This is a genomic window from Halomonas saccharevitans (genome assembly GCF_900116405.1).
Taxonomy (GTDB): domain Bacteria; phylum Pseudomonadota; class Gammaproteobacteria; order Pseudomonadales; family Halomonadaceae; genus Halomonas; species Halomonas saccharevitans.
Window position 1 is genome coordinate 90,677 of the sequence record NZ_FPAQ01000002.1, and the last position, 12,023, is coordinate 102,699.

11 protein-coding genes are annotated in these 12,023 nt (G+C 68.4%); 8 read left to right on the forward strand and 3 right to left on the reverse strand.

Going from position 1 to position 12,023, the window contains the following annotated elements; translation table 11 throughout:
* Nucleotides 1-51 precede the first annotated feature (51 nt).
* The 5 genes from BM388_RS01580 (at nt 52) to BM388_RS01600 (ending at nt 6,602) form a co-directional block, all read left to right on the forward strand.
* The gene (locus BM388_RS01580; protein WP_089846496.1) at nt 52-2,925 is read left to right on the forward strand and encodes an HD domain-containing phosphohydrolase; all 2,874 of its coding nucleotides are present in this window, start codon (nt 52-54) and stop codon (nt 2,923-2,925) included.
* 222 nt (nt 2,926-3,147) lie between these two features.
* Nucleotides 3,148-4,557, forward strand: a complete 1,410-nt coding sequence (locus tag BM388_RS01585; protein ID WP_089846498.1) for a serine hydrolase — start codon at nt 3,148-3,150, stop codon at nt 4,555-4,557.
* 109 nt (nt 4,558-4,666) lie between these two features.
* Entirely contained in the window at nt 4,667-5,557 is an 891-nt protein-coding gene (locus tag BM388_RS01590; protein WP_245781430.1) for a DMT family transporter, read from the forward strand.
* Nucleotides 5,558-5,734: 177 nt separating this feature from the next.
* Nucleotides 5,735-6,013: a PepSY domain-containing protein gene (locus BM388_RS01595; protein ID WP_089846500.1), complete on the forward strand. Its 279-nt coding sequence runs from the start codon at nt 5,735-5,737 to the stop codon at nt 6,011-6,013.
* A 13-nt stretch (nt 6,014-6,026) separates the two neighbouring features.
* Nucleotides 6,027-6,602 carry a cytochrome b/b6 domain-containing protein gene (locus BM388_RS01600; RefSeq protein WP_217641028.1) on the forward strand — a complete coding sequence of 192 codons (576 nt, stop codon included), beginning with the start codon at nt 6,027-6,029 and terminating at the stop codon, nt 6,600-6,602.
* 145 nt (nt 6,603-6,747) lie between these two features.
* Here the strand turns inward: BM388_RS01600 and BM388_RS01605 are convergent, their stop codons facing one another.
* Nucleotides 6,748-7,410, reverse strand: coding sequence for a DUF1826 domain-containing protein (locus BM388_RS01605; protein WP_089846502.1), 663 nt, complete (start codon nt 7,408-7,410; stop codon nt 6,748-6,750).
* Nucleotides 7,411-7,511: 101 nt separating this feature from the next.
* Between BM388_RS01605 and BM388_RS01610 the strand changes: the two genes are divergently transcribed.
* The 3 genes from BM388_RS01610 (at nt 7,512) to hisI (ending at nt 10,259) form a co-directional block, all read left to right on the forward strand.
* Nucleotides 7,512-8,837 carry a TonB-dependent receptor gene (locus BM388_RS01610; RefSeq protein ID WP_089846504.1) on the forward strand — a complete coding sequence of 442 codons (1,326 nt, stop codon included), beginning with the start codon at nt 7,512-7,514 and terminating at the stop codon, nt 8,835-8,837.
* A gap of 115 nt (nt 8,838-8,952) precedes the next feature.
* Nucleotides 8,953-9,849: a GTP cyclohydrolase FolE2 gene (gene folE2, locus BM388_RS01615; RefSeq protein ID WP_089846506.1), complete on the forward strand. Its 897-nt coding sequence runs from the start codon at nt 8,953-8,955 to the stop codon at nt 9,847-9,849.
* The gene (hisI, locus tag BM388_RS01620) at nt 9,849-10,259 is read left to right on the forward strand and encodes a phosphoribosyl-AMP cyclohydrolase (RefSeq protein ID WP_089846508.1); all 411 of its coding nucleotides are present in this window, start codon (nt 9,849-9,851) and stop codon (nt 10,257-10,259) included. The genes folE2 and hisI overlap by 1 nt, the downstream gene beginning before the upstream one ends.
* 99 nt (nt 10,260-10,358) lie before the next feature.
* Here the strand turns inward: hisI and BM388_RS01625 are convergent, their stop codons facing one another.
* Nucleotides 10,359-11,192: a metal ABC transporter permease gene (locus BM388_RS01625; RefSeq protein ID WP_089846510.1), complete on the reverse strand. Its 834-nt coding sequence runs from the start codon at nt 11,190-11,192 to the stop codon at nt 10,359-10,361.
* Nucleotides 11,192-11,965, reverse strand: a complete 774-nt coding sequence (locus tag BM388_RS01630; protein WP_089846512.1) for a metal ABC transporter ATP-binding protein — start codon at nt 11,963-11,965, stop codon at nt 11,192-11,194. The genes BM388_RS01625 and BM388_RS01630 overlap by 1 nt, the downstream gene beginning before the upstream one ends.
* Between the last annotated feature and the right edge of the window lie 58 nt (nt 11,966-12,023).

A 12,023-nucleotide genomic window follows, 5' to 3' on the forward strand; every position in this document is an offset into this window, starting at 1 on the left:
AGGTGGCCGGTGCTGGCCGGCCGCGCCTCAGGCTGCCACCGGGACCCTGCCATGTCGCGTCGCCCTCTTTCCCTCCAGGCGCTGACGGTCCTGGCGATCGTTGCCCTGATGCTGATGATGGCATCAGTGCTGCTATGGCACGGCGCCCGCGGCGCGGATCGCATCCTGGTCAGCGCCATGCAGGACACCAGCCACCAGCTCGCCGCGACGACCGAAGAGCGCTCACAGCGCCTGATCGGGCCGGCTCGGGTGGTGTTGCTGCCCCTTTCCCACGCCAATCTGGGGATACAACAACGCCTTGCTGATCGCCTGACGGTGCTGCCCATGCTGGCGGCGGCGTTGGAGGCCAGTCGGGTGGCCAGTGCCGTCTACATCGGCTACGACAACGGCGACTTCCTGTCGCTGCGTCCCGTGGCCCGCCTGGCGCCGAACTTGCTGCCTGCCATGAACGGGGTCGAGGACGCACATTACCTGGTTCAGGCGATCTTTCATGATCCCGGAAGCGACGTGCGTGTCGGTGAATGGCGTCTCTATGACGCCGATCTGGCGCTGCTCGACCGGCGCGTCATGCCGGACTACGACTACGATCCCCGTAATCGTCCCTGGTACCGCGAGGCGATGGCGTCGGATGGAGAGCACGTGACCGACCCCTATGTATTTTTCACCACTCGCGAGGTTGGCGTCACCCTGACGCATCGCAGCCAGAACGAACGGGCGGTGCTGGGCATCGATGCCTCCCTGGCAGACCTTGGCAACGAGATGGCGGGCTTCAAGCTCACCCCGGGGACACGGCTGGCGGTGGTCTCGAATCAGGGGCGCACGCTGGCGCATCCGGATATCGACAGCCTGTTGATCAACACCGCATCAGGACCTCGGCTGGGGACCCTGGAGGAGTTGGGCGACCCGATACTGGCTCGGCTGGAGGCGTTCGAGGGGAGCGACGAATCGACACGTTTCCAGGGACCTCACGAGGCCTGGTTCGGCATGCGCCTGCCGTTTAAGAGCATGGACGATGTGCAGGCCCATCTGCTGATGGCGGTGCCTGAAAACGAACTGCTGGCCGGTACGCGCCGCCTGCTCTGGCAGCGAGCGGTGGTCGCCGTCGGGCTGGTGCTGGCCCTGCTTCCCCTCGGCATCTGGGTGGGGCATCGCCTCGGCCGACCCCTGCGCTCGCTCGCCGACCAGGTGCGCGCCCTGGCCGAGTTCGATTTCGCCGGCTATCGCGGTGTCGACTCGCCGATTCGCGAGGTCCAGCAGCTGAGCCAGGCGGTCGAGGGCATGGTCGGCAACATCACCGACTTCCAGCGGATGACCCGCACGCTCAGCAGTGACCCGCACCTTGAGACGATGCTCGCCGGCATCCTCGACGACCTGCTGCGCGTCACCACCAGCCAGCATGGCGCCATCTATCTGGTCGATGAGACCGATGCGGACGCCTTCGCCCGCGCGGCCGAGGCGGGCAGCGGCGGGAGCGTGGCCCCGCTGCCCGAGCGCCTGAAGCTCGAGGCGCAGGGGCTGGCGGCGCTGCGCGACGAGTTCGAGGGTCGCGGGTATCTGGCCCAGCCGCTGTGCAATCGTAGCGGACAGCGCCAGGGGCTGCTGCTGCTGGCTCTGCGCGGGGCCGCCGAAGCGTCAGATGATCAGCCGTGGCGGCGCTTCGTCGAGGAGATCTCCGGGGTGGCCGCCGTGGCCATCGAGATGCGCCGGCTGCTGGAGGGAGAAAAGCGGCTGCTGGATGCCATCGTCGAGCTGATCGCCGGGGCCACCGATGCCAAGTCGCCGCATACCGGCGGCCACTGTTCGCGGGTGCCGCAGCTCGCGGAGATGCTGTTGCAGGGCGTAGAGCGCGATCGCACCGGTCCCTTCGCCGCCGAGGCGGTGGGCGAGGACCGGCGCGCGGCCTTCCACCTGGCCGCCTGGCTCCACGACTGCGGCAAGCTGACCACCCCGGACGAGGTCATGGAGAAGGCGACCAAGCTCGAGACGCGTTACAACCGCCTGCATGAGGTCCGCATGCGCTTCGAGGTGCTGTGGCGAGACGCCGACGTCGCCTACTGGCAAGGGTGTGCCAAGGGCGGCGATCCGAATCTTCTCGACGAGGCGCGGGAGCAGCGTCTGGCCGAGCTCCAGGCCGCCTATCGCCTGGTCGCCAATATCAATCTGGGCGGCGAGCATCTCGATGAGGGTCAGGCACAGCGGCTCGAGGAGATCGCGACGTGGCGCTGGTGGCGCCACTTCGACGACCGTCTAGGCGTCTCGCAGGAAGAGGCCCGTCGCCTGGCGCGGGAGCCCGAGTTAGAGCTGCCGGTGGCGGAGCCGCTGCTGGCGGACCGCCCTCGGCATCTCATCGACTGGGCGGTCAAGACGCCGCCAGTGGCGCCGGAAGATCCCGACAATCGCTGGCGTTTCGATATGCGCCCGCCGGCGGTGGCCGGTCATCAGGGGGAGCTCTATAACCTGCGGGTGGCGCGCGGCACCCTCAACGACGTGGAGCGCTTCCGCATCCAGGAGCACATCGTCCAGACCATCATCATGCTCGAGTCACTGCCCTGGCCCGCTCATCTGCGCCGGGTGCCGGCCATCGCCGGCAACCATCACGAGCGGATGGACGGCCAGGGCTATCCGCGACGCCTGGTGCTGGCAGGGGCGAGCCTCGAGGAGCGCATCATGGCGGTGGCCGACGTCTTCGAGGCGTTGACCGCCGCCGACCGGCCCTACAAGCCGGGCATGTCGCTATCGCAGGCGCTGTCGATTCTGGCGGGCATGGCCCGGGAGGGGCACCTGGACCCCGAGGTCTTCCTGCTGCTGCTCGACAGCGGCGTGTGGCGTGATTACGCCGAGCGCTTCCTGAAACCCGAGCAGATCGTGCCCGTGGATATCGCGGCCCTCAAGGCCGAGGCCGGTCTGGTCTCCCCGGCCACCTGACCGGACCGAGACGACTTCCCTGGTATCGCCTGGATCGTCGCCACGTCGCGCGCGTCGTCGCGATCCGGGAAACCCGTAAAACGCTCGCGAATCCTCGCTGTTCGTCGATCCAGGGGAGTCGGTCGAAAAATCGGAGAAAAGTCTGACCTCCGCCCTGTACAGGGCGCGGCGGCTAGCCATAATGTGGGAACGCTACTGGGAAAATACTCGAGGGAACGCATCATGGTGCCTATCACAACAACTATCCGGCGCCGTAGAGGGGGCGCCTGTTCGCTGCTGGCCTGCCTGCTGCTGGCCTTCCTGTTGCTGAACGCTGGCCTGGCCCAGGCCGGCAACCCCCGCTATGCCGGTATCGTCATCGATGCCGACAGCCAGGAGATCCTCTACGCGGAGAACGCCGACCGGCTCCGCTATCCCGCCTCGCTGACCAAGATGATGACGCTCTACCTGACGTTCGAGGCCCTCGAGGATGGCAGCCTGAGCCTGAGCCAGCCGCTGCCGGTCTCCGCCTATGCGGCCTCCAAGCCGGCCTCCAAGCTCTACGTGAAGGCCGGCTCCACCATCCCGGTGGACACGGCCATCGATGCCCTGGTGATCAAGTCGGCCAACGACGTGGCCGTGGTGGTGGCCGAGGCGCTGGGCGGTAGCGACACGCGTTTTGCGCAGATGATGACCGACAAGGCCCGCGAACTCGGCATGCAGGACACCATCTTCCGCAATCCCAATGGCCTGCCCGATGCCGGCCAGGTCACCACCGCCCGAGACATGGCGGTGCTCTCTCGCCACCTGATGCGCGACTTCCCCCAGTACTATTCGCGCTTCTCGCGCACGCGCTTCACCTGGCACGGCAAGACCATTACCGGCCACAACCGCCTGTTGGACAGCTACCCCGGCGCCGACGGCCTCAAGACCGGCTTCATCCGCGCCTCCGGCTTCAACGTCGCCACCTCGGCGGTACGCGGCGACCGTCGCCTGCTGACCGTTGTGATGGGCGGCTTCACCGCCGCCTCGCGGGATGCGCATACCGCTGACCTGCTGAATCGTGGCTTCATGCGCGCCTCGCTGGCCGATGGCCACGGCTGGCTGGCCAACGCGGACATCACCGGTGGTCGCCTCATGCCCGGTGAGCCCCAGGCACCGGGGCAGCCGATCGGTCGCGAGATGCGCCTGGCGAGCCTCAATGCGCCTGCCTCGCGCGCGGCCACCCCGGCCGTCAGCGAGGTCGCGGCTCCGGTCACGGCATCGGCACCGATCTCGGCTGCGCCGCGGATCGCTCGGGTGGAACGCCCCGCCTCGGTCGAGGCGGTGGCCCCGGCGCAGGGATCGGCCGAGGATCCCATTCGCGAGCTGATCGTCGATCGCGCTGCTCCGCCGCGTCCCCTGGCCCAGGGTCGCTGGGGCGTGCAGGTCGGCGCCTTCAGCGATGCCGGCCATGCCCGCAGCCTGGCCGCCCGAGCCGCCGATCGCCTGGCCAGTGAGCTCGCCAACGCCCGGGTCGCCGTGGGCAGCGTCGAGTCCGCCGGCGTCTACCGCGCCCGGCTGGTCGACATGAACGAGGGACAGGCGCATACCGCCTGCCGTCGCCTGGTGGCACAGGGCATGGAGTGCATGGTGGTCCAGGCCAGCCTCTGAGGCCTTGCCCCGGCTCGCGCCACCGACTAGCCTGAGCCATCTGACACCCCGCCGGCCTCCCAGGCCGGCGGGGTGATCGTTTTCGTCGCCGCCAGGGAGGGCCGTCGGCATGTCGTCGATCTACACGTCATCGACCTTCAAGGGAATCGGCTGCATGTGCCTGGGCGTGTTCTGCCTGGCACTGGGCGACGCCATCACCAAGTGGCTGGGCGAGGTGCACTCCCCGCTGCAGATCATCTTCTTTCGTACCCTGGTGTCGCTGCCGCTGATCGCCCTGATCGCGCGCTTCAACGGCGGCCTGCACACCCTGTCGACCCGCCGCCCCGGGGTGCATCTGCTGCGCGGCCTGATCTTCAGCGGCACCATGATCTGCTTCATGTGGGGCCTGACCCTGCTGCCCCTGGCCGAGACCACGGCCATCGCCTTCGCCGCGCCGCTGTTCGTGACGGTCCTGTCGGTGCCGCTGCTCGGCGAGCGGGTCGACGGGCCGACGCTCGCCGCTACGCTGCTGGGCTTTCTCGGCGTGCTGGTGGTGATCCGCCCGGGAGGCGAGAGCTTTCAGCCCGGCGCCCTGGTGGTGGTCGGCGCGGCGGTGTTCTATGCCCTGACCATGCTCACCGCGCGCCGCTACGGCGATCGTGAGCACCTCTGGGCGATGGTCTTCTACACCACCCTGGTGCCGCTTCTGGTCTCGGCGACGACGCTGCCCTGGGTGTGGCAGACGCCGGCACCGCTGCACTGGCCGGCCTTCCTGGTAGCGGGCGTGCTCGGGGTGGGCGCCATGACCGGCCTGACCCTGGCATTTCGCTATGCGCCGGCGGCGCTGGTCGCGCCCTTCGACTACACGGCCCTGCTGTGGGCCGTGGGGCTGGGGTGGTGGTTCTGGGACGAGGTGCCGGACCTGTGGGTCTTCGTCGGCGGCACCCTGATCATCGCCAGCGGCCTGGCGATCGCCCACCACGAGCGGCGCACCACCCTGAAACGCCGGCCCACCGCCTGAGGCCTCGCGGCCTGCGCGCTCCTCTCGACGCCCCCGTGCGTGGTGTTTCTCGCCTCTTAAGTCTCTCGTAAGTTCGATGCTCGATGATGAGCCTGTCCCCTTGCCGGCGGCGGCCGGGGGATGGCTATGGCCACCGCCTGGGTGGCCCTTCGACACCGACTCTCTGGAGATTTAGTCATGAAGCGCACCCTGATCACCGGCATTCTCGCCACCGGCCTGATGACCGCAAGCCTTGCGGCGCTGGCCGGGCCGACCTGCACCGATGCCCCGCAGAGCGACTGGATGAGCGAGGAGGCCATGCAGCAGCAGATCGCCGACATGGGCTACGAGGTCAAGGAATTCAAGACCACCGATGGCAGGTGCTACGAGATCTACGGCTGGGACGACCAGCAGCGGCGCGTCGAGATCTACTTCAATCCGGTCGACGGCGAGATCGTCAAGCAGGAGATCGACTGAAGGAGGCCGCGTCATGAGAGGCAAGGTGAGCAGCCGGCGGGTTCGCGTCTGGGATCCGCTGGTGCGCCTCGTGCACTGGTCGCTGGTGGCCGGGTTCCTGGCCAACTACTTCCTCACCGAGGAGGGCGAGCGCTGGCATCAGTGGATCGGCTACGGCGTGGCGGCGCTGATCGGCGTGAGGATCCTGTGGGGCTTCGTCGGCCCCTGGTCGGCACGCTGGACGAGCTTCTGGCCGACCCCCGAGCGCCTTCGCGCATCGCTGCGTTCCGCGGCCGGCGCCGGCACCGGGGCGGCCCGGTCGAACCCCGGCATCACCCATACCCCGCTGGGGGCGGTGATGATGCTGACGCTGCTGGCCCTGCTGCTGGGGCTGGGGGCCACTGGCTATATGATGGAGGAGACCGACCTCTTCTGGGGCGTCGCCTGGGTCGAGGAGGCCCATGAACTGATGAGCGATGCGATCCTCGCGCTGGTGCCCCTGCACGTGCTCGGCGCGCTCTGGGAGAGCCGCAAGCGGCAGGACAACCTGATCGCCGGCATGGTGCACGGCTACCATCGACCCCCGGGGCCTCCGCGCTCGGACGCCTGATCTCGGCCCGTCCCGATCCACGCCGTCAGCGCGCCTGCCGCGGTGACGGCGTCCTCGTTGGTCAGCGGCGAGGCGGCCTGGCGATCGCCCATCACGATCGGCGCACCACCCTGAAGCGCTGCCCCATCGCCTGAGTCGCGTGCCGCTAGGCGGGGTCCAGCGTCAGCAACAGGCGCGGTTGGCCTGCCGGTACGTCCGGGCTGCGGTGTACCAGGCCGTGCGCCTCGTTGCCGATCCATCCGCTGCCCTTGAGCAGCGCCAGGTCACCGACCTCGAGCCGTTGCACGGCGCCCGGCTCGGTGACGATCTCCGGTTTCTCGGGCGTCGGCGCCCCCAAACCGTGGCGATTCACCGCCCACTCGGGCAGCCACTCGCTGCCGGGGCCGTGGTAGGTCGTGACCAGGCGCACCGGCAGGTTGTCGCAGTGAAAGCGGGGACACATGGCGCCGTCCATCCGGCGCAGGCGCAGACCCACGGTATCGGTGTCGAAGAGGTAGGCCATGGCGTCGGCCAGGGTCACGATATCCTCGATCAGCTCACCGCAGGCGTCGGGCGCATGGAGGTGTTGCGCCAGTTCCGCACGCAGGGCGTCTCCGGCGGGGCCGAGCCAGGCAAAGGAGAGCGCCCGCTCGGCCTGGAGCTGTGTCTTCACGCCGGCCTGGATATCGTCGGGAAGCCGGCGCCGCATGATGGCGATGTTGATGTCATCCTCGAAAATGCGGGGCAGGGTGCTGATCTCCTTGCCCTCCGCATGGCGGGGGATGGCGCGAGAGTCGGATGAATCCTGGCGGCGTGCGCTCGTCGGCATGGCGTGGCCTCAGCGGGTTCGAGGGTTGCTTTAATGTTATGTTATAACGTATCTTTTCTCGCGCTTGAAGCAAAGCCCACCTCATCCGACCGGGAGATAGCATGTCACGCCGCCCCTTCCACCTTCTCACACCGCTCGCCGCCACCCTGTTGATGGGCACGGCGGCACAGGGCCAAGAACACGGCGCCCACCAGCACGATCACGAGGCTCATGGGCATGCCCATGAGACGCATCGTCACGATCGCGGCCATGACAATGACCGTGCTGACGCGGGGCTTGCCGATCGGCGCCTTTCCGCCGCCTTGACCGTGGAGGGCATCTACCACAACCGCGTCTCGGGAGATGAGGGCTCGCCCGCCGGCTTTGGCCATGGCGAAGGTCATGATGAAGGCCACGAGGATCATGACGCTCACGGTCATGAGCATGGCCTCGATGAAGGCTTCAACCTGGGGCACTCGGAGCTGATGCTGCGCGGGCAGACCTCGCTGTTCGAGGGGCAGGCCGTGGTATCGCTTACCGAGGACGACGTCAGTCTCGAGGAGGCCTTCGTGGCGACGCGGGCGCTGCCTCACGACCTGAGGATCAAGGCCGGCCGGTTCCTGTCGGAGATCGGTCACGTCAACAGTCGCCATCCCCATGCCTGGGACTTCATCGAACGCCCGCTGGTCAACGAGTACCTGTTCGGCGATCACGGCCTGCGTGAGGATGGCGTGCAGCTCACCTGGTCACCCTCGCCGCACACCACCCTGGGCACCGAGTGGCTGCAAGGGGACGGCGAGCCTCTCAGCCGCTTCGACGAGGGGGGCAGCGAGGCGCGCGATAGTGGCCCGCGGCTGGTGACGATCTTCGCCAAGCAGCGCGCCGCCCTGGGCGACGGCCAGACCCTCGACTACGGCGCATCCGCCGGCGTCAATCGCCAGTACGTCCGTCTCGATGACCATGGCGAGCATGCCCATAGCCTGGAGGGTGACGGCTGGTTCGCCGGCCTGGATGCCCGCTATCACTACCGCAGCGGCCGGCACGGGGGCCGGGGCGACTGGACCCTGGGCGCCGAATACTTCTACACCGAGCGCGATCTGACCGAGCGGGTCGAGCACCATCATGCCTGGGAGACGCGGGACGACTTCACCGAGCAGCAGGACGGCGCCTATGTCGAGGCCATCTACGGTGTTGCGCCGCACTGGGAGCTCGGGGTGCGCAGTGAGGCCCTGGGCCTGACCAACGAGACCGTCCACGTCCACCCCAGCGAACTGGAATCCGTCGACGCCTCCTACCGCCACAGCGGACAGGCGACCTGGCGCTTTCGAGACCATGCCTTCCTGCGCGCCCAGCTGAGTCACGAGGACTTCGCCGGCCAGGACGAGAGCTGGGTGGCCATGCTGCAGTTCAATGCCACCTTTGGTCACCAGGCCGGCCATGCCCATTGAAGGTGGCACAGCCCCTCGCGGTCGGCGTAGCGACCACCTGACCGAGATCGACCCGTCCGCCAGGGGCGTTGCCAAGCCGGACTCTCCCTTCCCCTTGCTAGAGGAGTCTCGACCCATGCCCCCACACCACCTGCCCGATGTGGCCGATGACAGAACCGTTCGCGACAGCCCCCTCTCCTGGGTCGGCATGGAGCAGGTCGCTCTGCCGCTCCAGCTGGCAGGACGGCCCGTCAACGGCCGGGTCTCGGCGGGGGTCAGTCTGGACGACCCCGCCGCGCGAGGCATTCATATGTCCCGGCTCTATCTGGCACTGGCCGAGCTGCAGGGCCATGAGCTGACGGTCTCGCGGATGGCGGCGGTGCTGGCGTCGTTCCTGGACACCCATCAGGGGCTCTCGGATGTCGCCTTTCTCGACCTGAGTGGCGAGGCGCTGCTGGAGCGGCCCGCGCTGATCAGTTCCCTCTCCGGGTGGCAGGCCTATCCCTTCGCGCTGCGTTGCCGGCGCGATGCCGAAGGCCTGGCGATCACCCTGGACCTGACGGTGGGCTACTCCTCGACCTGCCCCTGTTCCGCGGCCCTGGCCCGTCAGCTGATCCAGCAGGCCTTCGACGAGGACTTCGTCGACATCCCGATCACCCGTGGGGCGGTGCATGCCTGGCTGGGCAGCGAGCAGGGCGTGCTGGCCACGCCCCACAGCCAGCGCAGCCAAGCTCACTTGTCGCTGCGCCTGGGAGAAAATGTCGATGAACTGCCGCTGGCGGCTCTGGTAGAGCGTGTCGAACAGGCGCTCGGTACGCCCCTGCAGACGGCGGTCAAGCGTATCGATGAGCAGGCCTTCGCCCTGGCCAACGGTCAGAATCTGATGTTCTGCGAGGATGCCGCCCGGCGCCTGCATCACGCGCTTTGCGAACAGCCCGGTATCGACGGCTTCTCCCTGCGCGTCGTACATGCCGAAAGCCTGCACGCCCACGACGCCGTGGCACGTAGCCAGTGGAACTGGCAGGAGGCCTGATGGACGTCTGGAGGCAACTGGAAGAGGCCGAGCGCGGTGAGCGCCGCCCGCTCGAAGCCGTCATCGCCGCCATGCCGTGGAACAGCGATGGCCTGGTGACCGCCGTCGCCCAGCAGCATGACAGTGGCGAGGTGCTGATGCTCGCCTGGATGAACCGCGAGGCGCTGCGCGAGACCCTGGACACCGGGCGAGTCTGCTACTGGTCGCGCTCCCGGCAGGCCCTGTGGCGCAAGGGCGAGAGCTCGGGCCACCGGCAGCGGCTCATCGAGGCGCGACTGGACTGCGACGGCGACGCCGTGCTGCTGCTCGTCGACCAGCAGGGGCCGGCCTGCCATACGGGGCGGCCCAACTGCTTCTACAACGCTATTCGCGACGGCTCGGTGGAGGTCATCACCGCTCCCCACGCCTGACGGTGACCATCCTCTGCCTCTGCCGAGAGCGGCCTGCGCCAAGAGTGCGGCCGGCGCCACCGGCACCGCCGCTTCCGGGATGCGAGACGGTACCGGGCATCAGGCTCGAGGCGTTGCCTCGGCAGACGGCTCGGCGCGCGACCTCCGGCGCCTGAGCTGGCCGGCCAGGCTCGAGAGGGCGAACAGGATGGCCGCCAGGCAGACGATGGTGGGGCCGGTGGGGGTGTCGAGCCAGAAGGCAGCCTGCAGGCCGCCGCTAGTCGAGGCGGCCCCGAACCCGGCTGCCAGCCATGCCATGGCTTCCGGGGTGCGACAGAAAGGCCTAGCGGCGGCAGCAGGAATGATCAGCAGCGCGGCGATCAGCAGCGCGCCCACCACCTTCAGCGCTACGGCCACGACCACGGCAAGCGACAGTGTCAGCACCAGCTGCTCGCGCTTGGGGTCGATGCCGCTGGCTCGGGCGAGATCACCATCCAGGGTGGCGGTCAGCAACGCCGACCAGCGCCACCCGGCCAGGCTCACGACCAGCAGCGCCCCGGCACCGATGATGGCCAGGTCGTCCTTGCCAACGGCCAGGATGTCGCCGAACAGGTAGGCCATCAGGTCGATGCGCACCCCGGAGAGGAACGAGACCGCCACCAGCCCGAAGGCGAGCGCCGAGTGCGCCATGACGCCGAGCAGGGTATCCATGGCATAGCCCCGCCCGCTGAGTAGCGAGACCAGGGTGGCCATCAGCAGCGAGACCACCAGCACGCCGGCGAAGATGGAGGTGGAGAGTAGCAGCGATAGCGCCACGCCAAGGATGGCGGCGTGGGCGGTGGCATCGCCGAAGTAGGCCATGCGCCGCCATACCACGAAGCAGCCCAGCGGTGCGGCGGCGAGCGCCACGCCGAGGCCGGCCAGGGTGGCGCGAACCATGAAGTCGTCGAGCATCAGGGGGTGGCCTCCGGATGACTGGCGCCGGCTGCCGACGGTGCGGGCGTGTTGGCAGTGGCATCGTGATGTGAGTGGTCGTGATGATGGCGATATAACGCCAAGGTGTCGGCGGTGTCGGCGCCAAACAGCTCCCGGTAGGCCGGCGAGGAGACCACCCGCTCGGGGGTACCCTGGCAGCAGACGTGGCGGTTCAGGCACACCACGCGATCCGAGGCGCGCATCACCATGTGCAGTTCGTGGCTGACCATCAGCACCGCGCAGCCCAGTTCGCGCCGCACGCTCTCGATCTGGCGATAGAAGTCGGCCGTGCCGCGATGATCGAGGCCCTGTGTGGCCTCGTCGAGGAGCAGCAGGTCGGGCTGCTCCAGCAGCGCCCGGGCGAGCAGGATGCGCTGGAACTGCCCGCCCGAGAGGTCCGTCACCTGCTGTCGGCTCAGCCCGGGAACACCGGCCTGTTCCAGGGCCTGGCGTAACGCCTGCTTGGGGTGGCGACGCGGCAGGTTCAGGAAGCGGGTGACCGTCATCGGCAGGGTGGCGTCGATAGCCAGCCGCTGGGGCACGTAGCCGATGGTGAGGCCCGGCTGGCGGACGAGCCGGCCGCGGGCGGGCTGCACGGCACCGATGATGGTGCGCAGCAGGGTCGACTTGCCCGAGCCGTTGGGGCCGACCAGGGTGACGATCTCGCCGCGGTCGAGGCGCAGATCAATGCTCTCGAGCACGGTTCGCCCGCCTAGGGCGACGTGAAGGTCGTCGAGCGAGAGCAGCGGCATGGTGACCCTCCGGTGTAGTCGTCCTGGTGTTCGAAGCCATTGAAGTCGGATGGAGTTG

Bases quoted from the DNA above. Each gene is read 5' to 3' on its own strand.
- BM388_RS01580 (WP_089846496.1), top strand. From the start codon at position 52: ATGTCGCGTCGCCCTCTTTCCCTCCAGGCGCTGACGGTCCTGGCGATC.
- BM388_RS01585 (WP_089846498.1), top strand. From the start codon at position 3,148: ATGGTGCCTATCACAACAACTATCCGGCGCCGTAGAGGGGGCGCCTGT.
- BM388_RS01590 (WP_245781430.1), top strand. From the start codon at position 4,667: ATGTCGTCGATCTACACGTCATCGACCTTCAAGGGAATCGGCTGCATG.
- BM388_RS01595 (WP_089846500.1), top strand. From the start codon at position 5,735: ATGAAGCGCACCCTGATCACCGGCATTCTCGCCACCGGCCTGATGACC.
- BM388_RS01600 (WP_217641028.1), top strand. From the start codon at position 6,027: ATGAGAGGCAAGGTGAGCAGCCGGCGGGTTCGCGTCTGGGATCCGCTG.
- BM388_RS01605 (WP_089846502.1), bottom strand. From the start codon at position 7,410: ATGCCGACGAGCGCACGCCGCCAGGATTCATCCGACTCTCGCGCCATC.
- BM388_RS01610 (WP_089846504.1), top strand. From the start codon at position 7,512: ATGTCACGCCGCCCCTTCCACCTTCTCACACCGCTCGCCGCCACCCTG.
- folE2 (WP_089846506.1), top strand. From the start codon at position 8,953: ATGCCCCCACACCACCTGCCCGATGTGGCCGATGACAGAACCGTTCGC.
- hisI (WP_089846508.1), top strand. From the start codon at position 9,849: ATGGACGTCTGGAGGCAACTGGAAGAGGCCGAGCGCGGTGAGCGCCGC.
- BM388_RS01625 (WP_089846510.1), bottom strand. From the start codon at position 11,192: ATGCTCGACGACTTCATGGTTCGCGCCACCCTGGCCGGCCTCGGCGTG.
- BM388_RS01630 (WP_089846512.1), bottom strand. From the start codon at position 11,965: ATGCCGCTGCTCTCGCTCGACGACCTTCACGTCGCCCTAGGCGGGCGA.